14 protein-coding genes and 1 pseudogene are annotated in these 23,003 nt (G+C 47.3%); 2 read left to right on the forward strand and 13 right to left on the reverse strand.

Annotation, left to right across the window (positions count from 1 at the left end; all coding sequences use genetic code 11):
* Window positions 1-14: 14 nt before the first annotated feature.
* The 12 genes from HMPREF0645_RS02275 to HMPREF0645_RS02330 all read right to left on the reverse strand — a co-directional run bounded on the left by HMPREF0645_RS02275 (window position 15) and on the right by HMPREF0645_RS02330 (window position 19,754).
* On the reverse strand, window positions 15-2,642 hold the full coding sequence (locus HMPREF0645_RS02275) for a glycoside hydrolase family 2 TIM barrel-domain containing protein (protein ID WP_044123234.1): 2,628 nt from the start codon (window positions 2,640-2,642) through the stop codon (window positions 15-17).
* Window positions 2,643-3,298: 656 nt separating this feature from the next.
* On the reverse strand, window positions 3,299-5,080 hold the full coding sequence (locus tag HMPREF0645_RS02280; protein ID WP_007173214.1) for a glycoside hydrolase family 99 protein: 1,782 nt from the start codon (window positions 5,078-5,080) through the stop codon (window positions 3,299-3,301).
* A gap of 2 nt (window positions 5,081-5,082) precedes the next feature.
* Window positions 5,083-6,048, reverse strand: a complete 966-nt coding sequence (locus tag HMPREF0645_RS02285; protein WP_007173215.1) for a DUF6528 family protein — start codon at window positions 6,046-6,048, stop codon at window positions 5,083-5,085.
* 18 nt (window positions 6,049-6,066) lie between these two features.
* On the reverse strand, window positions 6,067-7,596 hold the full coding sequence (locus HMPREF0645_RS02290) for a hypothetical protein (protein ID WP_044123146.1): 1,530 nt from the start codon (window positions 7,594-7,596) through the stop codon (window positions 6,067-6,069).
* A gap of 7 nt (window positions 7,597-7,603) precedes the next feature.
* Entirely contained in the window at window positions 7,604-8,230 is a 627-nt protein-coding gene (locus tag HMPREF0645_RS02295) for a fasciclin domain-containing protein (RefSeq protein WP_007173217.1), read from the reverse strand.
* The gene (locus tag HMPREF0645_RS02300) at window positions 8,217-9,677 is read right to left on the reverse strand and encodes a RagB/SusD family nutrient uptake outer membrane protein (RefSeq protein WP_007173218.1); all 1,461 of its coding nucleotides are present in this window, start codon (window positions 9,675-9,677) and stop codon (window positions 8,217-8,219) included. The genes HMPREF0645_RS02295 and HMPREF0645_RS02300 overlap by 14 nt, the downstream gene beginning before the upstream one ends.
* 24 nt (window positions 9,678-9,701) lie before the next feature.
* Window positions 9,702-13,121, reverse strand: a complete 3,420-nt coding sequence (locus HMPREF0645_RS02305; RefSeq protein ID WP_007173219.1) for a SusC/RagA family TonB-linked outer membrane protein — start codon at window positions 13,119-13,121, stop codon at window positions 9,702-9,704.
* 71 nt (window positions 13,122-13,192) lie between these two features.
* Window positions 13,193-14,284, reverse strand: a complete 1,092-nt coding sequence (locus tag HMPREF0645_RS12945) for a FecR family protein (RefSeq protein WP_052300821.1) — start codon at window positions 14,282-14,284, stop codon at window positions 13,193-13,195.
* 110 nt (window positions 14,285-14,394) lie between these two features.
* Window positions 14,395-14,907, reverse strand: a complete 513-nt coding sequence (locus HMPREF0645_RS02315; RefSeq protein WP_007173221.1) for a sigma-70 family RNA polymerase sigma factor — start codon at window positions 14,905-14,907, stop codon at window positions 14,395-14,397.
* A 244-nt stretch (window positions 14,908-15,151) separates the two neighbouring features.
* A complete protein-coding gene (locus HMPREF0645_RS02320) occupies window positions 15,152-16,789 on the reverse strand; it encodes a glycoside hydrolase family 43 protein (RefSeq protein ID WP_007173222.1) in 1,638 nt (545 codons plus the stop codon).
* A 62-nt stretch (window positions 16,790-16,851) separates the two neighbouring features.
* A complete protein-coding gene (gene xylA / locus HMPREF0645_RS02325) occupies window positions 16,852-18,174 on the reverse strand; it encodes a xylose isomerase (protein WP_156777822.1) in 1,323 nt (440 codons plus the stop codon).
* A gap of 74 nt (window positions 18,175-18,248) precedes the next feature.
* Window positions 18,249-19,754: a xylulokinase gene (locus HMPREF0645_RS02330; RefSeq protein WP_007173224.1), complete on the reverse strand. Its 1,506-nt coding sequence runs from the start codon at window positions 19,752-19,754 to the stop codon at window positions 18,249-18,251.
* A gap of 362 nt (window positions 19,755-20,116) precedes the next feature.
* Here HMPREF0645_RS02330 and HMPREF0645_RS02335 point away from each other — a divergent pair.
* Together HMPREF0645_RS02335 and HMPREF0645_RS13600 are read left to right on the forward strand one after the other, a co-directional pair.
* A pseudogene (locus tag HMPREF0645_RS02335) lies at window positions 20,117-20,611 on the forward strand (DUF1016 N-terminal domain-containing protein); the annotation flags it as partial.
* Window positions 20,612-20,934: 323 nt separating this feature from the next.
* Window positions 20,935-21,210, forward strand: coding sequence for a hypothetical protein (locus tag HMPREF0645_RS13600; RefSeq protein ID WP_007173226.1), 276 nt, complete (start codon window positions 20,935-20,937; stop codon window positions 21,208-21,210).
* A gap of 312 nt (window positions 21,211-21,522) precedes the next feature.
* Here HMPREF0645_RS13600 and HMPREF0645_RS02340 read toward each other — a convergent pair whose 3' ends face one another.
* On the reverse strand, window positions 21,523-22,962 hold the full coding sequence (locus HMPREF0645_RS02340; RefSeq protein ID WP_007173227.1) for a leucine-rich repeat domain-containing protein: 1,440 nt from the start codon (window positions 22,960-22,962) through the stop codon (window positions 21,523-21,525).
* Window positions 22,963-23,003: the final 41 nt, after the last annotated feature.

Here is a 23,003-nt window from a genome sequence, read left to right on the forward strand (position 1 = left end):
AGTTATATCACTTTTTACATGTTCTTAAAAATCCTGACGGCATTCAGTATGGTGTTGCCTTGAGTTGATTTGAAATTAATGGTCAGGCCCTTTCCACCACTTACGTTCACTATAAACTTCCTGATAACCGGGCGGGCGGGGAATAGCTCCTTGCTCATCGCATGATCGGAGAGCATCTCAACATCGTTGATCGTTACCGAGAAGCTGCGTTGATGTATTTGCTCCGGGGCAGAAGAGCCGCTGCCCAGATTATAAAGCAAAGCCCCGGCAGGCTTCTTACCGTCCAACTCCGACCAATAAAGACTTACGCTGTATTGCCCATCGGGAATGTCGGCCTTGAAGCTTTCGATTCCAACACGTTGTGTCTGGAAAACAGGGTCGTGTTCCGTTCCTTCTATATTGATGTCAGAACCGAGATTTAAGCCTTTACGATAAGGCTTTCCTCCAACATATCCCCAACTGCCAACACTGTATTCTTGCTCCGGAATCCAGCACACGCCGCCCTCGCGGTCTTCATAATACCGGTCGGAGCCCAGCATCACATTCAGTCCCTTTGTCGGGAAGTTTTGTTGTGTGAGACGCTTTCCTACTACACTGAAGTGGGGATAAATCACATCGCGCATTGTTTTGCCGTCCCTTGTTGCCACGGCTTCTATGCAGTTTCGCCCGTCTGCAAAGGGCACCCTGAACTCTGCCGTGCAATCTGCAACATCCTTCGTTCCAATACTTTTACCATTAACGATCAACTCCACCTGTGAGGCATTGGTATATACCGGCACGGTTTGCAGACACTGTACCTGACCTTCCCCGGCCACACCGGCACGCCATTTCCATTCACGATTGCCTATATTCAGCATTGGCTGCGTGCTCAATGAGGCTTGATAATAGAGATAGACGTCCTTCAACTCACGATCCAATCCGGCCAATCCCTTGTTGTTGACATGTGGCACGGCATCGCCCCTTGTTTCGGAATAGAAGTCGTTGAGGTTCCATACGCATGCGCCGGCAACAAACGGGCGCTTCTGAATTTCGTTGAGGTAGTGCTTATGATACACCACCGCATACTCCTGCGAGAAATCGAATTGCTCGGGGTGGTATGAGTGCAGACGGGGATCGGCGCCGGCTCCATACTCCGTAACCATGAGAATCTTATCGGGGTGCAAGCCATGCAGGCGGTCGAGTGTGCGCTGGAAAGCGTTGATGTCTCTCTCATACCAGCCCGCATACAGGTTCCACCCCTGTATCATCGGCAGCTCGGTAATGCCACACTTGCTGTATCTTTCGTATGCATTGTGATAAGCCATCATGGTATAACGCGTGGGGTCTGTATGCCGAATGAGTGTCTCCAGCGTGCTCGCCACATGATAAACCGACTTGAAATAAGTTTCCATACGGGCACTGTCCAATTGCGGCAACCTCAACAACACCTCGTTCATGTATGCCCAAATGATGACAGATGGGTGATTATAGTTCTGCTTGATCATCTCCTTGGCCATCTGGACGGAATTGCTCAAGAAAGCATCGCTCCCCGTCACACCATTCACAACAGGTATTTCCACAGACGTAAGAATGCCCAGCTTGTCGCACATTTCCATCACCACTGGGTCTTGTGGATAATGAGATACGCGGAGGAAGTTGCCGCCCATTTCCTTCAGTTCCATCACATCTCTCACGTGAATCTCATCAGGCAGCGCATTGCCCTTGTTCTGATAGTCCTGATGTCGGGAGGTTCCGATCAGCTTGACATGTTTTCCGTTCAGGACGAACCCCTTGTCCGGGTCGAAAGCAAACGTACGAATACCCAACGGACTGACGCAACAATCGATCACCGCCTGGGTCTTCTCGTCTATCAACTCGGTCTTTACCTGATACATATACGGTGCCGACACATCCCAAAGATGCGGGTTTCTCACCTTCAGTTCCTGCTCATTACGCGTCTGCTCCGTATTCGCCTTGAGCCTGAGTTTGCCGGAAGCGGTTGCCACAACTCGGTTGTCGGAATCGATAATCGAGTGTTGCACCCGAATGTTCCTTGCCTCCTGGGTGGCATTGTCAACAAGCGACAGAATATGAACAGTGGCCAAATCTTCCCTGACCTCCTTGCTCCTGACATACACTCCGGATGTTGCTTCATCGTCATGCGACAAGTGCACAGGATTGACAAACTGCAAATACACATCGCGATAGATGCCCCCATAGAAATTGAAATCGGCAGAGAGGGGCGGAATGTCGGGCTGGTGGGAATTGTCTACAACAACCCGAAACTGATTGTCGGCTCCAAAAGTGACATGCGGAGTGATGTCGAAGCAAAACCGGGTGTAGCCTCCCTTGTGTTCGCCAACACGCGTCCCGTTTACATAGACAGTAGTAACCTGATTGGCACCCTCGAAATAAATGAGCACTCTTTTCGACTGTTGAGCCTGGTCTATAAACACCGATTTGGTATATTCCCTTGTTCCCCTCAAATATCCTGGGGTGTCGTCCATACAGTCTTGGGCGTTCCAAGTGTGCGGAATGTCCACGGTTTGCCGGTTGTCGAAAGTCCACCCGGAGTTGATGGTGTAAACCAACCGCTGCTGTGCATGCAGTGCACCTACACAGAGCAACATCAAACACAAAAGTAAAGTTGTTGTTTTCTTCATAGCTATGAATTGGTCTTTATCGTTAGCAGAATCATAGTACTCCATGCAAAAATACACATTCCTTTCGAAATATATTTGCTTTCATATTTTGTATTTTGTATTTCCAGTCTTAAAATATGTTATTCTCAACAAATCGAAATGTTTAAAGCGCAAAACACGGGAACTTTTATGGCATAGGAAGCACCCATTGTACATTATTCATTATACATTATACATTATACATTGTCCATTGTACATTATAAATTATCAATTATCCATTATCTTAACAAATTCCCTTCCATGCTTCGCGAATTTAAAAATATAAACCGTTCGCTCCGAAATACGCAAAATTTGAAGCAATTTGCAGTTGTCTAATAATCAACCACTTAGCCGAATACTGCTTACAACTTCAATTTTGTCACCCGCGATTGCATATCGAATGGCAAGACGATAAAGCCCTAAACGCACACCGATCAGGTCTCTCTCGTGCGGTCTTGAAGCCCTCAACGCATGATGATCGAATGCTAAACGCATCGTACTCTATATTTTCATGTTGTTTTCGCAGATAATAAACGGCCAAAACATGGCGCATTTCTTTCTATTTACTACAAAAACATGCATCTGAAAAATGGTAGTTAATTTTTACACACAACTGGCAACCGCCAATGTCCTTTTCACTATTTATAGAGACTGAACACCATGGAGATATTCCTGAACTTGCTCCTGCCCTTGAAGAAGAGGAAAGGCTTGTTGTAGGGGAACGACAGGTTTTCCCAGAACAGTTCTATTTTCGCATGTTTCCACGTATTCGAATCGTCTGTCCGGAAGTGTGCCACCGTATTATAGGATTCCTTGGGCACCCTGTTGGTCTTGCACCCAATATGAACAAACTCCTGCCCTCTGTCCAAATAATCGAACTCAAGATACGCCTTGAAATAATGTTGCTGAAACAATACGGTTGCTTTGACGGGCAGCGTGATGGAAAACTCTTCCACACCGGCCTCCGCATCATTCTGCTTGTGCTTGATGTCCACGTCAAACTCAGACAGTGTCAGCGTCTCCTGTTTGATGCCTTTCATGCGTTCATTGAATTGTTCTTGCAACTGATGAAGTTGCGTTTCCGCCTCCCGATACTTGCCTGTCGAGATGTTCAGGGCAGCCTTATCGAGCGCGGCCTGTTGGCTTAGGACATCTGCTTTCAGCATCGTCAGGAAATAAGCCGTTTTGCGAAGGCTGAACAACTTCTCAGGCAATGCCAAGCCATGATAGTCGGCTTCCATGTCCTTGAACATGGAAGCATACTCCAAAGTGGTCTGCAATTCACGGTTCCCATTTTCTATCGTAGGCAATATCTCATGCCCTTCGGTAAAGTCGTTCCATGAGGCGATGAACATCATGTCCAGACTATCGGCACTCTCCATGCAGAAGTTCCACATGTCGCGATAGGTCTGCCCGTTGTTTCTGGGAATGAAATAAAAGTGCGAGCGTCCCCAGCCGGCACACCCCCTATTGTCCATGCCGGGCATGGCAAACCCCGACTTGACAACATACTGCGGGTTGGGAGAAAGCCAGACGGAGTCGCGAAAAGGCTTCATAAACTCAATGAGGTCGGCCTCTGTGGCATAATGGTCGCACTGCGGATGCCGGGCATCACGAGGCCTTACCCGTGCCGGTATCCATGCTGTGGGCACCTCGCCCAGCTGTTCCCACTGCTTGATCTCCTCGCTGTAGCGCACCGGCATGTAGACATCGTTGCGCAGCTCTCCCCAGTCGGCCCAACGGCGAAGTCCGACGGGAGCCGCCTCTCCGAAGTTTACCGCAGAGAGCACCTCCCGAAACTCGTCTACCCGGGCACCCGGGCCGAAATGATAGAACACCGGCCGGCCGCAAACGATTGGTGCCGTGGGCGCCGTGAAGACCGAATCGATAAGATATTGGAAGCATTTGGCCATGTAGGCAGTCTTCGCCTCACGGTTGTTGATTTGTGGATAAATCTTTGTTATCCAGTCGTAATACAACCAACCATCGCACCAATTCACGCCTATTTCGAAGTTATATTTGCGTGCCACGGGCAGCATCGCCTGCAACAGCGTGTTGTTTTCATGAGGAAAGAAGCCCCACTCGATAAAGAATCCATCTACCCCGGCCGTCTTGGCTAACAGAATTTGATATTCTATATAATCAGGGTCGAGGTCAGACTGCATTCCGAGCGATGGGTAAGCTGCGGCGGCAATGTTGTTCCTGCCCGTTTCTTCGTGCAGGATATCAGCATTGTAGCACAGGCTCCTGATGCCCGTAGCCGACTTCTCGGTATTGGCATACAATCCCCATCGCCCCAGCTTGCCATCGTGCTGACGGGTGAATCTCACCCCGTGAAAATCTACGTAAACCTTCTTTCCATTCTGCGAAAAGCCCACGAGAGGCATGAGCAACATCAGGAAGGTCAGCAACTTCTTCATGGCTATGGCTGATTAATCATGATTCTACCCTTGTAAATTCGTGAGCCGTTGAGACGGAAAATCTGCTCGCCCTTGTCGTTGACAAGCCCTTCTGCCCACCATTCCTCCGTGGGACTCAACATATATACGCCCTCCGCATCGTTGCATATACCCTTGATGTCGGGCATGTCGTATATCTTGTCGCAGGTAACTTCCGCCCGGGTCACGTCGATTTTATAAACGGCATGGGCAGCGGTGAGCCAGAGTTTTCCCTTTTCTCCATATACCGGATAAAGGTCGTGCCCGCCGTTTTCCTTCGCAAAGGTATAGATGCGTTTCTGGTTCAGCAATTTGGGATGGGCAGCATCGTTGTTGTATTTGAATCTGAAAACGGCCGTGTTGCCGGCTCTCATAGTGCCCGTGGCATACAGGCATTGCTGCTCCTGGCTCCAGATTACATTGTGGGCATTGCCTATCTTCAGCGTATTGGCCTTGGTGCCCAACACCTTTACCGTATCAACCACAAAGGTATTGATCTCCCCTTTCTTGGATTCTGCGGTCACGATGTTGCCATCAGGAAGCATCTCGGCGGAATGAGGGTTGCCTCCGCAGTTGGCATAGAACATCAGCTTCTTGTCGGCTATGCGTATCAAGGCCACAGCTCCGCCGGATGCCGTCATCAGAATATACTTGTTGTTATACACCGGCTTGGCTTCGGTTGGGCCTACAAACCACCTCGAGAAACCGGCTGGCACTTTTGCCTCTACGGCTGTCCATTCCCAAACTACTTGCTGCGTGGCTGCATCAAGAATGACAATGGCGTTCCTGGCTTGCTCTGCCAGTGCAAACGATTTGGCAGGAAGAGCGGTGAGCGGTTTGTTAGGGCGTGTGGCCGGACGCTGATAACTCTCATCATCGGTACAGGATTGGAACATGAGTCCCAATCCCAGAACGGTGAGTGATAAAGCCTTTATCTTGAATCTGTTCATGATGTATAAACCATTGAATTAGTATTTAGGAAATTTAATCTCTACGATCAGGACAACAGCGGTCTTGTTAGCAAGTCCCAGCTCTTGCGAACTAACCATCTTGACTACCTTCATGACGCCAATCTTGGCACCGCCTGCCGTGGAGTTCTTGCCTGTTCTGAAAGCAATGATATCACCCTCCTCAAACGGTGTGAGCTTGGATATGGTAATATTACTCGACAGAATCTTGGAAATCGAAGCCTTGGTGGCCTTCTCGTAATCAAAGTCGTTCATCTTTGCAAACCGCGTTCCATTCTTGACGGGAATAGCAGAAAGCTTGCCTGTTGCGCCATTAAACTCCTTGTCTTTCTCGGTATTGTCCATGGAGTAGAGACGCGGAATGGCCTTCCCGCCGAAGCAATAGAACTTGAAGTCTATGTTCTTGGCATTGGCCTCACTGCCTATTGCATAGTCCACGGAATAGGTCTTCATATCCCTGATCGACACCATTCCAAATGCCTCAGGATATTTGCTGTGGGCTGCATTGGCCAACGGTTGACTGCCAACCATGAGAGAACCAACATTCATATCGACATAGACCTTGACATAACCAACAGCTTCCTTGCCCGCACGACCATCCGAAACAACAACCTTCAGCATGTAGGCGGCATCAGAGATTTTCATCTTGGGAGCAATGTCCAACTCGTGGTCATTGGCCTTGTTTTCCTCGAAGAGCAGGTTCTCACCATCTGCTGTCTGCTCATAAACCTTGATTGAACGCACACCCCTTACCGATGAAATCTTCATCGGGACACCTGTCTGTATGTCTGAAGTGGTATTGATGGCGCGGGTGGGCAACGTAAGCGAAGGAATGGGCAGGGTCTTATAGGTTACCGGCAGGGTGGAAACTGTGATGTTGCCATATATGTCAGTCACTTTCACCTTGAAGCCCTTGTCGCCCTCTTTGTATTCTATCATCTCGTCGAAGGTGTATTCCTTTTCACCATCCAGCTCTGCAACGCCCTTAGAGGTCTGTCCATCCGCAGACACCAGATACATTTCCACATGCTTGATACCGGCGTCCGACTTAACCACATACGTGGTACGCGGAATCTGCGGATTCTCATCCATTTCGTCATAGACGATTGCTGCTGGCGTGAAAGTAATCTCCGGCCGGCTGAACACGTCAATAACAGAAAGTTTCAAGGTGTCTTCCGTCACCTGATTCTTGCGGTCCGTGGCTTTAACAATAATGCTCTCGAAATCTGCACGATACTCCGGGGTAACGGCAAGGCTGTAGGCATTGTCGTCAAAGAAATCCGTTATGGTCTTGTAATCTTCTATCCCTTCGGCTGTCTTGATCTTAACGGAAATCTCGCTGAGTCCTACCTCCGACCTGACAATGGCTATCACGGGAAGATTATCTATCTTGTTGAGATCTATCGAAAGACTTTCCATGGGGAAATTGATGACAGGAGGCAATGTTCCCGTCGGCAGATCGTCTTTATCCGAACAAGCTGCAAACAGCAGACAAAGTCCGATTAGAAAATAATATAGTTTATCTTTCATGGCTCTTTTATTTTTGGTAATAACAGTAATTGTCGAGTACATGCATCACACCATTGGTAACGATGATGTTGCTCTTCCTCACATTGCGTTGTGGAGACTTGCCGTTGCTGCCAGCCTGATTGATGAGCACCTTTCCAACAGCAGCCTGCCAGGGATTCTTCCATACGCACATGGTCATCAGTCCCTGCTCTCCCTTGAGCATGGTCAGCACGTACATCGGCTCTACATCGAGCTGGCCGTACGAGCTGTAAGCACCATCCACAATATGATACAAGAGCATATCCCTGACTGTGGAAAGGTCGCACGATGTGATAGTTTCCTCGCCGGGGAACACATTCTCCATATAACTCTTCATGGCCGTGTTGCTCAACGCAAGAAAAGTGTAAGGCTGGGCCGACTGGGTGTAGTACGCTTTCAGATCTGCATACTCAATGGCAGCCATGAACATCGAGAACTCCTCATTATTATCCTGTAAGTATTCCCAGGCCGTCTTGTCCACTCGCATATCGGCTACAGAGGCCTTGTAGTCGTAGTCTTTCTGTAAATCCAGATCACAACTCATGAGCAGGGCACATGACAAGCACAAAATGCCATATATCGTTTTCATATATTTCTGCATATTATTTGTCTCCATAGTAAGTGTTTTGATATAGTTTATTGTTCTCTATGAGATGCGAATAATGAATGGGGAACAGTTCGTTTCCATCCGTATTCATGCCGTTGATAGGTTCCATAACCTCTTTCCACTTCTTGGTTCTCAGCAAATCGAACCATCTCCGTCCCTCGCCGATAAGTTCTACTTGGCGTTCACGGAGAATGAAATCAACCAGCTCTTCCTCTGTTCCAAACTCCACGGCTGTAGGAGTTTGCAATCCGGCACGTGTGCGGACTTTGGTCACTAGGTCCAAGGCTTCCTCCCACTTGCCGAGTCGGGCCTTGGCTTCTGCCTGCAACAACATGATGTCCGTATAGCGATAAATCGGATAAGCTATCTCGCACGTCTTGTTCAGTGATGTGCTGATGTCGCCTGCAATATACTTGCGCAACTCGTTGCCTCCCTGATAAGATTTCACAAACATGTCCTTGCGGAGGTCACCGTTCATATCCGGCTGATTGAAGATATCCATATACTTGTCTGCCACGACGGCCGCACGGTTTCCCGACCCGGTGAACCATTGGTACATATAGCTGTAGCCATTAGTGCCCACTTCGTCCATGTCATAATGCAAAACAAATATGAACTCCTTGGTCTGGTATTCATCATTTTCGGGCGTGTTATCCGAGGGTTTGTTGTTAAGCTCCTCGGTAAACATTCGCCGATAGGTTTCCAGCGATGGTTCAAAATCAATAAAACGTTCACGACCAGTGCTGATGCTGGAAATCTTGTCGATAGTCTGATCGGCCAGACTGTACTGCTCGTTCCACATATACACATCAGCCATAATGGCCCATACACCACATATAGAGATGCGCTTACGTTCACGGTTTCCCGTTCGGTTGATCAACTGCTCGGCACGTTTTAAGTCGGGAATGATCACGTGTGTAATAATAGAATCCTTAGGAGAACGTGCATGATAGATCTTGTCGTTGAAGACTTCCACTGGTTCGGTATACACGGGAACGTCTCCCCAAACCCTGATAGCATAGAAGTAGCCCAAGGCCCTGAGTGCATAAGCTTGCCCTAAATAGTCATTACGGTCGGAAACGTTGGGCATGCTGATTTCGGGAATATACTTAATGGCAAGATTGGCTTGATTGATCATCTTGTAGAGGTTAGTCCATTTGGCGCATTTCTCATCCGTAGACATCAAGTTGTTCATTGCTCTTGCCTGATTCACCATCACAGGGGCACCGGGCGCAAAGTTGTCAGAACGGAACTCGCCCCAATAGAAATAGTTCTCGCGCAAGGTTTGTCTCAACAAGCCGTAGATTTCATTCACACCGGCTTTGGCATCACGGGCAGTCTTCCACATCTTCTCTGCAGGAACCTCGCTTACGGTCTCCTCATCTAAGAAGTCAGAACAGCCGGTTGTTATTGACAGTCCTAATAGACCGATGATGATATATTTTATATTTTTCATTCTTCAGAACGTATTGGTTAGTAATTAGAAATTTGCAATGAAACCCAAGCCGAACTCTCGCTTACGCGGATAGCGATAGGTATCTTTACCAATCTGTAAGGGGTTGTTGGTAGAGAACTCAGGATCGAAGCCCGAGTAGTCTGTCCAAGTCAGCACATTGTTTGCAAAAGCATACAGACTCAAGTCTTTCAGGAATATCTTCTGCATGAGCATTTTTGGTAAATGATAGGACAGGCGTATGTTCTGCAAGCGGACGAAAGAGGCATCCTCCAAATAGAAAGAGTTGGCAATGCGTGCGTTGTTGAACTCGTCGTTGAATGGGCGGGGATAAATGGCCTCATCGCCGGGCTGCAACCACAGGTTGTATATCACCTCAGGAGATGGTGTCGTACCCATATACTTGAACTGGTTGCGGTTATGCTCTGCATAGTTGTAAATCTTTCCGCCCAATGAAAAATACATTCCTACATACAGGCTCAGGTCCTTCCACTGCACGGTGGTGTTGAAACCGCCAGTCACATTAGGCAGGGCATTACCAATAACCATGCGGTCGTTGTCATCGATCACGCCGTTCTGGCTCTCCGGATTCTCAATCCAGTTATAGTCGCCCCCGCGGAATGCTTTGCCATTTGGCAAGGTTTTCTTATGTACGTCACCTGTGTATGGCGAGCCATTCAACAGATATTTGTATTGGAAAACCCCGTCCTCGAACACTGGGGTAAGCTGTTTCCAGTCCTTGGTAAAGGCATTCGACTCATCATACTGGAATATTCCGTTGCTTTTGAATCCATAAAAGTCGCCAATGTTTCCTCCTTCTTCCATCCACCAAATATCACCTTCCATATAGGCTTTCCCATTTTGCAGCTTCTCTATACGAGAGATGTTTCTTGAGAGGTTGAAGGTCGCATTCCATGTCCAATCCTTTGAACGAATAAGGTCTCCCGACACCGAGATTTCGAAACCCTGATTACTGATTTCACCAACATTGGTTTTCATGTATGAGAATCCGGACTCTTTGGGTAATTGGTAATTAGCCAAAAGTCCGTCAGTGTACTTGTAATAATAGTCGGCGGTAACAACAAGACGACTGTTCCAGAAGTTCAGATCCAAACCTAAATCAAACTGCTTGGTCTCTTCCCACTTCAGGTGTTCCGTTCCTATTCGGGTCGGAGCAATGCCTCCTACCCCGTCATAAATCGTACTTGGCGAGTAGGTGTATACATAATCATAGTTGCCAATAGACTGGTTGCCCGTTATACCGAAGCTGGCACGCAGCTTGCCATCCGTAAGAACGTTTTTCATACCCTTGAGGAATTTCTCATCTGAGAAACGCCAACCTAATGAAACCGAGGGGAAATTACCGTAACGATTGTCCTTGGAGAAGCGCGAAGACCCGTCTCTGCGGAAGTTAGCAGCAAACAGATAACGACTCTTGTAGTCGTAGGTCACACGTCCGAAGACAGAAGCCAAGGCGTGATTGGACACAAAAGTTCTCGTGTTGGACAAGTCGAGGTTTGCAGAAAAGGCATTCAGGGTGTAGATGTAGTCGTTGGACGAGTTGATGCCTACCAGGTTCTCGTTCTCATAGTGCCAACGCTGTAAGCTCATACCCACCATAGCCTGGAAGTGATGTTGCCCGAACTTGCGTTCAAAGGTCAGGTAGTTCTCGTTCATCCAGTTCCAGTTGGTATGGTTATATGAGAACCCCTTGTTCGACTTTTGCCATTCATCAGTAATAAGACTCGGCTCCATCTGCTTGCGCTTGTCGAGATAGAAATTGAAGTTGAGATTGGTGCGGAACTTCAAATACTTATTAAACCTGATCACACCAAACTGAAAGAAATTCATCTTATACGAATCGGTGAAATCGGTTGTGTATTCAATCAATGCCATAGGGTTCTTCTGACCATTAAACACACCCACCATGGAACCATCTGAATAATAGGTGTTGAAGTAAGGGCGCCTGCTCAAAACAGAGCTCAACAGCCGTCCCTCATTCAGGCCGTTCTTCTTTGAGTAGGTAAGTGAAATCCTGCTACCAATATTCAACCATTTGTTGGGAGCGTAGTCTGAGTTGACGCGAGTGCTGATGCGCCGGAAGCCGGTGTTGTCAATTATACCATTCTCATTATAGTAGCCCGTGTTGATGAAATATTTCAACTTGCTTGTTCCGCCGCTCAGGCTTACATCTATCTGGTCTTTATTGCCCGTCTTGGTAATCATGTCTAAGTAGTCGTTATCCACGTTATAGAAATAGTTATACGGATCGTCCAGCACATCACTACTCTCATTGGGATTGCCACCTCCGTACGATTCAAAATAGCTTTTGCGGAACTGGTCGTAGAGAAGCCGCTCCATCCTGTTGGCTTGTGGAACTTTATGGGAAAGTGTTCCCCATGAATGATTGTACTTGATATCAATCACGGGCTTGCCCTCTTGTCCACTCTTGGTTGTAATAATGATAACACCATTAGCGGAACGCGAACCATAAATGGCGGCAGAAGCTGCATCCTTGAGCACCTCCATCGACACAATATCATTGGTATTGATGCCATCGAGAGACTCCAACGGCGCACCATCCACAATATATAAAGGTGTGACTCCTTCGGCAGAGAAAGTCGATGTTCCACGAATCTTGATCGAAGCCGACTCTCCGGGCTGGCCCGAGCCACTCACAACCTGCACACCGGGAGCACTACCCTGCAGGGCATCGAACACACTCGTTGCCGTCTTGTTCTCTATCACCTTATCCGATATCGATATGACCGACCCCGTGAGGTCACGTTTTTTCATGCTGCCATAACCTATCACAACAACCTCATTGACCCGTGTTGCCGCCTCCGAATCAGCAAGCATGATCTTTGCAGGATTGCCTGCTGTCACGCGAGTCTCCGTATCCTCTTTGCCTAAGTAAGAAAAGGTCAGCATGGCAGAGCTCTCTTCATAGGGTATTTCAAACTCTCCATCATAATTGGTTACGGTTCCCGTTCCTGTCCCCTTGACCCGCACGGTAACGCCTATGAGCGGAACACCCTCCTCGTCGAGCACTCGGCCGGTGAGCGACTTCTTGCCGCCATGGCTCTGTGACACAGAAGCCTGATTACGGGTAACATAAATGAATTTGCCCTTTACCGAATATTTAAAAGGAGTGTTGTTGAAGATTGTTTTCAGTACAGTGCTGACAGGCTTCGATTTCAACGATGCCGTAATCTTATAATCCTGCACCTCATCATAAGTAAACAGAATCTTGAATCCTGAAGCCTTCTCTACCTTCTTCAACACAGAAGACAAAGCTTCATTACGGCTTTCCAGACTTATCTCCTTTTGTAGGGACTGAGCTGAAACTTGGGAGGTGTAACTGCTGCAACAGAAAAGCAGCACTAACATAATCCAGTGGCAATGATAATGGAACAGAAATTGCCTTTTCCTGCTTTTAATTTTCATTCTCGTTTTGTTTAGGTTTAAGTTCTTTATAATATAAAACGAGCATGATACAGATTAAGTCCCTACAAATGCTACTTTTTTCTGGATATCATAATTTTATTACCTTGTTTCACCACATTTATATAACTGAACGCGTTGAGGTTTTCTACCACTTCGTCTACCGAGTTGTTACGTTCCGCTATAAAATGCAGCCTATAACTCATCAGTGAGTTGTCACGTATCTCTATATTCACATTGTACCAACGGCCTAATTCCCGCACCACATCTATTAGTGGAACGTTATCAAAGTAGAAATAGCCCTCTTGCCACTGAATGTAATATTCGGTATCGACGGAAGAGACACTGAAACCCTGGCCGTCCTGCACGAGTAAATCTTCGCCCGGTTTCAGACGGACGGCTTCTTTACCCGATTTGTCGTGCACCTCCACACTGCCTTTGATCAGGGTAACATGGGCATCCGACTTCGGATATGCCTTCAAATTAAACTCTGTGCCGAGCACTCGGGTGGTCATGTTTTTCGTACGGACAATAAAAGGATGCGAGGGGTCATGCTTGACCTTAAAATAGGCTTCGCCGGATAATTGAACAACACGTTCATTGCCTTCAAAATGCTTGGGGAAAATCAGTTTACTGTCCGCATTCATGGTAACAACCGTACCGTCCGACAAAATGACCTGGTAATCTTTTCCACGAGGGGTCTGCACAAACATGGTTTTCCGGCTACTCTCCTCTGCTTTGGAAAAGTCCGCCAGCTGCTCATTGACTGTCACATCGTTTTCCGAGATATTATCCTTAGCGGTTTTGCCTTTGCCTGAAGCTTCGCCCAGCAACACATCCTGCGGTCCGTCGACAGCGGCAAAAGCGACAAACTCCTCACTTTCTCGCTTGCAATCATGCTGAGGATACATGAAGATGACAAACAAGGCCATAGCAGCCACGGATAAAGCCGCAACAATCCAAGGCGTGGAACGTCTCTTATGATCCGATACATCAATATGAAGTCTCTTAAAACGATTCCAAGCCCTCTTTGTATCTACGTCGCCAAACTTCTTGCGAGCCACGGCTTCCTGTAGTTTCAGGACAAGTCGTGCGTCTTCTGCTGTTTCCTGATCGGAAAGCAAAACCCGCAAGTCGTCATCTTGAATACTATCAAGATTATCCATAATATCGACTATCTTGCAATCATCTTCTCCTATGGTATTACAATTCCTCTTACAAATCTTCATGATGTTCCACTGTATATTATTTAACGACTTGGTTGCATTTTAGGGTACTACTTTTTTTTGAAATCATTTGGAAAAGCCTTCCTCAACATAGCCAATGCCTTGATAATATGCTTTCTTACACCGTCTTTGCTCAATCCTAACAAGTCCGCCACCTCTGCATATTTCATGTTTTCAAAATAGCATTGCTCCACCACCAGTCGGGTACGGGGTGACATTTTCTCCATAGTCTTATAAATAACATCCATCTGCTCATTGCCATCCGTATCGTCGTCCAGAAGTCCTTGCCTGTACATCTCAATGTACAATCGGGCATAGCGCATCTTTACCGCATCATGCTTGATGATATCAAGACATCTGTTGCGAGTAATGGTCGTAAAGTAAGATGTTTTGTAAATAGTTTCCTCAGGATTATACTCCTCCCAAAGTTTGGCAAAAACTTCATGCACCACATCCTGCGCATCATCTGTGTTCTTCAATATGTACAAAGCCAAATAGTACATCTTGGAATAGTTCTTCTGAAACAACTCCTCGAAACATTGTTCTTTCTGGTACTGGTTCATAGCAAGATCGTAGAAACATCTTCAAAGATAATCATTTTTTATTATTACATGAACTTTGCGAACTACAAATTACCGCAAATTTTACGAATTTCGGACCGAGGGGCTTTTGTTCTTAAATACGCAAAATATAGAGGGAGAGAATAAAAAATGTCAGCATTGGGTAAACGCACGAATTCCAAGAAATGCCGTCTCACACATATAGAGAGGAGACGGCAAATGATAAGCTCAAGATGTTTTAGAATGGTTATTTCGTCACTCTGAACCAGTCTATGTCGATCCACCCACGGTTGGTGGTACCAGCTGGCTCCTGAGCAACAAACCCTATCTTTGCACCAATCCATTTACCCTCACGCATCGTAAAGGTATCGCCGACAGACTTGAAGGTCTTCCCATTCATGCTGTAAGCGAAGTTTACCTTGCCATTGTTCACTTTCATTTGGAGATAAATCTCCTCGTGAATGGCAAACTGATAGTCGTTCTCGTCCTGTCCGGTTCGGGTGAGCGTGGCCAGGGTCTTCACGGCTTCCTTACCGTTCTTGTCAGCCTTGTTGCATGTTATCTGCTGCAACTCAAACTTGTCGCCAACGCGTTTCACGACCAGCGCAGAATAATCCAGCCCCATCATGATAATACCACCATGTTGATTCTCGGCCTTACTGATCAGTTTGAGCTTTGTAGTAGCCGTAAAGTTGTCTGCCGGCGTCTTTTGGAGCAAAAGGTTGGGAGTGTTCCATATCGTCTCATCGCTCTTCCAAGTATACAGCCGGAAATATCCCAAGGAGGTAGGCATGCCGTAAGCCTGGTGATAATTGGCATGCCATTGCCATTGCTTTCCCAGCGCGGGAGAATTGAATTCGTCGCTTTCCACCGGGTTGACTATCACCCTCGAAGCCGATTTGGGCTTTCTATATGTCAGGTATGGCTCACCACAATAGCCCTTCTTGGGCACGCGTCCTATTACGGGCCAATTGTCCTTCCACGTCACGGGCTGCAAATGCACCACACGCCCATACACGCCCTTGTCCTGGAAATGCACAAACCAGTCCTCGCCCTGCGCCGTGTGCACCCATCCACCTTGGTGTGGACCGTTCACGTTGGTAGAGCCTTGGTCCATCACTTTCTTGTATTCGTAGGGGCCATAGGGCGACTTCGACCGCATGGCCACCTGGAATCCGGTAGCCACTCCGCCTGCCGGGAACATTATCCAGTACCATCCATCGCGTTTGTAGAACTTGGGGCCTTCGGCCGTGCGATATTCTGTGCCGTTGCCGTCGAACACAATAACCGGGTCGCCGATGGCCTTTGTGCCCTCCTTATTGAGTTCACGAACGGTGATGACCGATGCAAAACGGTTACGGCTGTTGGCCCAGCCATTGGCCAGATAGCATCTTCCATCGTCGTCCCAAAGCGGCGTGGTATCAATCATGCCTTTGCCCTCTATCACCAGCACCGGTTCCTCCCAGTCTCCGGCAGGATCCTTGGTCTTCACCATGAACACGCCGTTGTCGGGATCGCCCCAATAGATGTAATATTCGCCATTGTGATAGCGGATGCAGGGCGCCCACACACCATTGCCATGAGCGGGTCTTCCCGAAAACAAACTGTCGGGCACCAAGCGTTTCACGCCGTGTCCGACCAACTCCCAGTTCACCAAGTCTTTGGAGTGAAGAATAGGCAGGCCGGGTATGCAGTTGAACGAACTGGCCGTCATGTAATAGTCGTCGCCGACGGCAATCACGTCGGGGTCGCTGTAATCGGCATTAATCACCGGATTGGTATAGGTGCCGTCACCATTATCGGGACTCCACACCTGAGATTTGTATTGGGCAAATGCCACCGCAGGCATTGCCAAGATCAAAGTTAAAAGTAGTTGTTTTAGCATAAGGGAAAAGCCTCCCCCACCCCCGAACACTCGGTAGCAAGGAAGGCTTGGTTGTGTTATTTTTACTTGCAGTAAAGTGCTACGATCGTCTCGTACAGTTCCTGCTTGCCACTGATCTGCTTGGGCTCACCGGCCTTCTTGGCGTATGCCACGAGGTCTTCCAGACTCATCTTGCCCTCTTCGAAGCACTTGCCCTCACCGGAGTCGAAACTTGCATAGCGCTCTTTGAGCATGCCCGGCAGCGGACTCTCTTCCATGATAGCGGCAGCATTGAGCAGCGCGCGTGCCATGGCATCCATACCACTGATGTGGGCAATGAAGATATCCTCCGGATCGGTGGAATTGCGACGCAGTTTGGCATCGAAGTTGGAGCCACCCGTACCCAGTCCACCGTTGCGGATAACCTGCATCATAGCCTGAGTCAGGTCGAAGTTGTCGATGGGGAACTGGTCGGTATCCCAGCCATTCTGCGCATCGCCACGGTTGGCATCGATGCTGCCGAGCATGTCATTGTCCACAGCTACAGCCAGCTCGTGCTCAAAGGTGTGACCGGCCAATGTGGCATGGTTCACCTCGATATTCACCTTGAAATCCTTGTCCAATCCGTGTGCGCGGAGGAATCCGATCACCGTTTCCGTGTCCACGTCATACTGGTGCTTGGTCGGCTCCATGGGCTTCGGCTCGATGAGGAACGTACCCTTGAATCCCTTGCCACGAGCATAGTCGCGAGCAGCAGCCAGCATGTTGGCCAAATGATTCTTCTCGCGCTGCATCTGGGTGTTGAGCAGTGACATATAGCCCTCGCGACCGCCCCAGAACACATAGTTCTCACCGCCGAGCTTGATGGTAGCATCGATGGCATTCTTAATCTGCACGGCAGCACGAGCCACAACGTCAAAGTTGGGGTTTGTGGCAGCACCATTCATGTAGCGCCTGTGGCTGAACACGTTAGCCGTACCCCAAAGCAGTTTCTTGCTGGGGTCTGCAGCCATCTTTTCCTTCAGATAGTCGGTAACTGCAGCGAGGTTAGCCTCATATTTATCGATGTCGTCATCGGGATCCACAAGGTCCACATCGTGGAAGCAGAAATATTCGATACCGAGCTTGCTCATAATCTCAAAGCCGGCATCCACCTTATCCTTGGCACGCTGCACGGCGTCGGCCGAATTGTCCCACCCATAGTCACGGGTGCCACCGCCAAACTGGTCGCCGCTCGCTGCACCCAGTGTGTGCCACCAAGCCATAGCGAACCTCAACCAGTCCTTCATCTTCTTCCCCATCACTTCGCGCTCTGGGTCATAATAGTGAAATGCCATGGGGTTTTTACTCTCTGATCCCTCGAACGGAATTTTACCTACCGAGGGGAAATACTCTTTTGCCATAATCTTAATTGTTTAAGTTATTGATATTATTGTTATCTTATTGATCCTTTTGGAGTGATTGAATTGGAAACAGTGTCTCACCGCGGCAACGACATCTCATTCTCCAACACGCGTTTCCAGTGTTCATACGCAGCCTTGTAGGCCGATTCCTTCTTGCTGTCAGGCTCCACCACCATTAGTTGCTTCAGGGTGGCAAAGGCCTCGTCGTGGCTCTTGTAGATGCCACACCCCATACCAGCGCCCTTGGCCGCACCCACAGAACCGTCGGTTTCGTACAGTTCGATGGTTGCACCACTGGTCGATGCCAGTGCCTCGCGGAAAGTCTCGCTGAGAAACATGTTGGCCCTGCCCGCATGGATTTTGTGAACGTCCATACCCATTTTCTCCATGATTTCCATGCCATAGCAGAACGAGAACACGATGCCCTCCTGAGCTGCACGCATGACATGAGCGCGGCTGTGACGATTGAAGTCGAGTCCATGAACCGAGCAACCCGTTTCCCGATTCTCCAACACGCGTTCGGCACCATTGCCAAACGGTATCACGGCGACACCCTCACTGCCCACGGGTACAGACGCACAGAGGTTGTTCATTTCCGCATACCCCATATTCTCAGGAGCCACGTTGCGACGCATCCAGGCATTGAGAATACCCGTGCCATTGATGCACAGCAACACGCCCAAGCGTGTCTGCTCAGGGGTATAGTTCACATGGGCAAAGGTGTTGACACGACTTCTGGGGTCGTATCCCGTTTCACCCAGCACACCATAGACCACACCCGATGTGCCGGCGGTCGATGCAATTTCTCCCGGATTGAACACGTTGAGGCTAAGGGCATTATTAGGCTGATCTCCGGCACGATAGCTGATGGGCGTACCGGCTTTGAGTCCAAGTTCCTGGGCTGCTGTTTCGCTCACACGACATTGAACAGCAAAGGTGGGCACCACATCAGACAAAATATCCTTCGACAATCCGAAATAGTCCAATAGGAAGTCGGCCGGGGCTTTCTTGTCAAAATCATAGAACATCCCCTCGCTCAGTCCACCAATGGTTGTCGTGGCCTCACCACTGAGTTTCAGGGCGATATAGTCGCCCGGCAACATGACCTTGTGAATCTTTTCATAAATCTGAGGCTCGTTTTCCTTCACCCAAGCCAACTTGGCCGCAGTGAAATTTCCCGGCGAATTGAGCAACTTGCTCAGGCAGAGGTCATGGCCAAGGTCGTCGAACGCCTGTTCTCCGTAGGGCACCGCACGCGAATCGCACCAAATAATGGCATCGCGCAGAGCCTGTCCTTGCTTGTCGACACACACCAAACCATGCATCTGATAGGAAATACCGATGGCCTTGATGTCGTCGCCCTTGGCACCCGTATCTGCCATAATCTTCTGCAAGGCGAGTTTGGCATTGTTCCACCACATATCAGGGTCCTGCTCAGCCCAACCGGCCTTCAAAGCCTTGATGGGTGCCTCGCGTTCGGGGAAAAATGCCGTAGCAGCCATACCACCGGTCTCGACATCGACCAGAGAGGCCTTCACACTACTCGAACCTACATCGAAACCTAATAGATATTGTCTGTTCATATAATATAGTTTATATAGTTTATAGGATATACCTGGTTTTAATAGACTGCTTTCTACAGCAAAGATACACAAAAGTTGTTTAAATCATGCGTCCTTCGGGTGGAAATAACAATTGACTACATTTTTTAATAGTAGGCCCGTTGTCATGTTTCACCGTTTCGTTTCATCTCCTGCCTTGAATAGGTCTATTTGCGATGCAAATTTAATAAAATATCTTGCCATCGAGATTTGATAACGTTTCAGAAATGTTCATAAACTTTTCACAACATCAAAAAAAGCGCTGGTTTTGTGGAAATTGTACTGAAGTTTGCGGATGATGACGAGGAGCATCCTGCAGACACCCATATCGGAAAAAATAGCAGATAGAGAAAATAAAAAAACAAATAAAGTATGATAAACCTGACCTTGAGCATACTCAAATACGCATGATAGCCTCTGCAAATGCGGACATGCTTTTCCACTATTGGAAAGTAGGTCACTTCATCCTCTACCTCCAAAAGAAAGAAGGTTGGGGAAGCAAAGTCATTGGCAACCTCTCCAAGGCGATACGTTCTAAATATCCTGACAAGAAGGGATATTCTCGCAGAAATATCTTCTACATGTGTCAGTTTGCCAGTGCTTATCCGCTGGAAGTACTGAACAAGATGGCTGAGATTGATGGCTTGCCTAAAACTCCTATCTTAGAGGATATATTGAGCCTGACAAATGAACTAAATCAAATTGTGCAAGAACCTCTTGCACTAATTCAAGCCACAGATAATCAGCCCAATATAATTACGCAACAACCTGTTGCACAATTAGAAGAAGTCACTGAAACATTGTCAGCAATCTATCACTGTGACATCAGTAAAATAGAGGGACATCATATGCTCTCTCCAGACTCAATCAACCAATTGGTGTCAGCGACTATCAACTAACAAAGGCTATTCCTAATAAACTGAAATCAGCTTTGCCTACGGTTGAAGAAGTGGAGGAAGAATTGACTAAAATAGTAAATCAAGATGAATAAGGGAGTAATATGATTGGATATAAATATAGAGCGTTTTCCAGGAGCCAGATTCTGCCGATGTCAAAATAACATCACAAAAACAGGGTCGTCCCGACTCGTCTTTCCAGACAAAAATTCGTTCGGATTTGTAAGATCCTCTTATTTCCCGGAACGCAAAAAAAAGAGACCACGATGCGACAAAAGCCTGATCACACCGCGTTAGAGGTTCGTTCATCAGGCGACAAAGCCTCATCCGTCACCCGATTCGGCCTTAACCACACCGCCATGACATATGGAATCGCAGAAGAAACGAAGGTGTTCTTTTCAGCATTACGGCGCATAGCAAAGCAAGCCGCTTACATACAGCGGTTTACAAAAATGCGTTATTTTGGGCGTGTAGCTCACCATCGGTTTTTGATTTTGAAATACGCGAATTCTGAGAGACGTTTTGTCCGTATTATTCAATAAATAATCGACCCTCAAAAAGCGACATAGCATTTTTGAGAGTCGACTATCCATCTGTTTCGTGGCTTTGAAAGTATACAAGGAATTGGAGCGTATGTTGAAGTCTCAGAGATTAAGATGAGCATAGACAAGGTGTAGTTTCCTGATTTAGGTTGACTACTACTTTTTCATCTCGCTTTCAACTGTTTTGTCAGAGTATAAGCTCTTTCGTTACACTCATATACGTAAAAGAATTTTGGTCCATTCGTATTTTTCGTTGTAAAAATATCATTCTTAATTGAAAGAACCATGAGTGGCAGCGTTCGGGTCCTAAATTTATTTTACCATACGCTTGACAACACGTCCATCAGAATACTGAATAATGTGAAGTCCCTTGTCATGCTTGCTTATCTTTCTACCACACACGTCGAAGTGTACTTTATCTATGTTCGACTCATGGACAGACTGCTTCGCAATTCCAGAGGTTGTAATGTCAAGGATTTCGTACATTGCACCTAATGCCACTTTTTTTGAGGTAAAAGCATCTTTAAATTTGTCAATCAAGTTTTTTTCTACATAGACTTTAAGTTTTACGGCCTTAGGTGTAAATACGTACTGGCCAAACTCAGGCATGGCTGAACCAGTAAACCGCACGATAGAAAGTTTCTTATTGTTTTTGAATGCATAATTTCCTATTCCACCAATTGCCCCTTTGAAGTCAACAGTTTGCAACTCGACACAGTCGCTGAATGCCGACTCTCCAATAGAAAGATTAGAGGCAAGTGAAGTAAATTGCTCAAGTCCAGCATGCTCAAAAGCATATTTGCTTACGTTGGTGAGTCCTTCCGGAAGACAGATATTCTTCAGGTTTTTGGCATAAGCAAAGGCATACTCGTCTATTTCTCCAACACTTCCAGGTATCTCAAACGAAGTCGCACTGCTGCCTGAAGGATACAGTTGTATTGATATTTTATCGGCATCGTAAAGCACTCCATTGCTAGCACAATAATAGTCATTATCTTCTGCCACCGTGTACGCCGTAACAGCAGTATTGTAAAAAGCTTTTTCCTCTATTTCTAACAATGATGATGGAAGCTCGGAAAGCGTAGCAAGCGAGGTACAATTCTCGAAAGCTTGTGCGTCAATTTTCTCCAACTGTGATGGAAAAGTCACCGAAGTAAGTGATTTGCATCCAGCAAAGGCACACTTACTTATTTCCTTGAGCGAGTTGGGAAGTGCAATTGACGCTAATTTGCCACAATCCTTAAAGGCATTCTCCCTCATGATAGCAACGCTTTGCGGAATGATGCATTCCGTAAGCGAAGTGCAACCGCTGAAAGCGTTTTGCTCAATGCTCTTTGTCGTTGTAGGCAATTTTAGTGTTATCAGTGCCTGGCATTGGTAGAACATATAGGCACTCACCTCGTCATCATAGGCAGGTGCGTAGTATTTGGTAAACATACCTCTCTTTACCTGATAATAATTGCCACCGTTGGCAACAATTTTAGCCCCAGAGAGGTCAAGTGTGGAAAGTTTCCCCTCTGTAGGTTTCCCCTCTATGTCCCTGCCAGCCATCTCGCGAAGACACAAGATATCGGCACCATTAATACTACCCGATATGGTAAGATCTGTAATGGAGAACTTTTCGGACGAGGTGATTTGTTTTGAAAGTTCACCGGGCTTTTCAACTTTTACCACTTTCTGTGCATGAGACACACTAAACACCAGTAACAACGCCAAGGTTGTTATGCTTTTTCTAATTGTTGAGATTTGCATGTTGTATTGTTATATTTAATTAATAATTTGAATACGTCTTT

The organism is Hallella bergensis DSM 17361, from assembly GCF_000160535.1.
In the GTDB taxonomy this organism is placed as follows: domain Bacteria; phylum Bacteroidota; class Bacteroidia; order Bacteroidales; family Bacteroidaceae; genus Prevotella; species Prevotella bergensis.

Excerpts from the sequence above, each read along its gene's own strand:
- HMPREF0645_RS02275 (WP_044123234.1), bottom strand. The coding sequence starts at position 2,642 with ATGAAGAAAACAACAACTTTACTTTTGTGTTTGATGTTGCTCTGTGTA.
- HMPREF0645_RS02280 (WP_007173214.1), bottom strand. The coding sequence starts at position 5,080 with ATGAAGAAGTTGCTGACCTTCCTGATGTTGCTCATGCCTCTCGTGGGC.
- HMPREF0645_RS02285 (WP_007173215.1), bottom strand. The coding sequence starts at position 6,048 with ATGAACAGATTCAAGATAAAGGCTTTATCACTCACCGTTCTGGGATTG.
- HMPREF0645_RS02290 (WP_044123146.1), bottom strand. The coding sequence starts at position 7,596 with ATGAAAGATAAACTATATTATTTTCTAATCGGACTTTGTCTGCTGTTT.
- HMPREF0645_RS02295 (WP_007173217.1), bottom strand. The coding sequence starts at position 8,230 with ATGGAGACAAATAATATGCAGAAATATATGAAAACGATATATGGCATT.
- HMPREF0645_RS02300 (WP_007173218.1), bottom strand. The coding sequence starts at position 9,677 with ATGAAAAATATAAAATATATCATCATCGGTCTATTAGGACTGTCAATA.
- HMPREF0645_RS02305 (WP_007173219.1), bottom strand. The coding sequence starts at position 13,121 with ATGAAAATTAAAAGCAGGAAAAGGCAATTTCTGTTCCATTATCATTGC.
- HMPREF0645_RS12945 (WP_052300821.1), bottom strand. The coding sequence starts at position 14,284 with ATGGATAATCTTGATAGTATTCAAGATGACGACTTGCGGGTTTTGCTT.
- HMPREF0645_RS02315 (WP_007173221.1), bottom strand. The coding sequence starts at position 14,907 with ATGAACCAGTACCAGAAAGAACAATGTTTCGAGGAGTTGTTTCAGAAG.
- HMPREF0645_RS02320 (WP_007173222.1), bottom strand. The coding sequence starts at position 16,789 with ATGCTAAAACAACTACTTTTAACTTTGATCTTGGCAATGCCTGCGGTG.
- HMPREF0645_RS02330 (WP_007173224.1), bottom strand. The coding sequence starts at position 19,754 with ATGAACAGACAATATCTATTAGGTTTCGATGTAGGTTCGAGTAGTGTG.
- HMPREF0645_RS13600 (WP_007173226.1), top strand. The coding sequence starts at position 20,935 with ATGCGACAAAAGCCTGATCACACCGCGTTAGAGGTTCGTTCATCAGGC.
- HMPREF0645_RS02340 (WP_007173227.1), bottom strand. The coding sequence starts at position 22,962 with ATGCAAATCTCAACAATTAGAAAAAGCATAACAACCTTGGCGTTGTTA.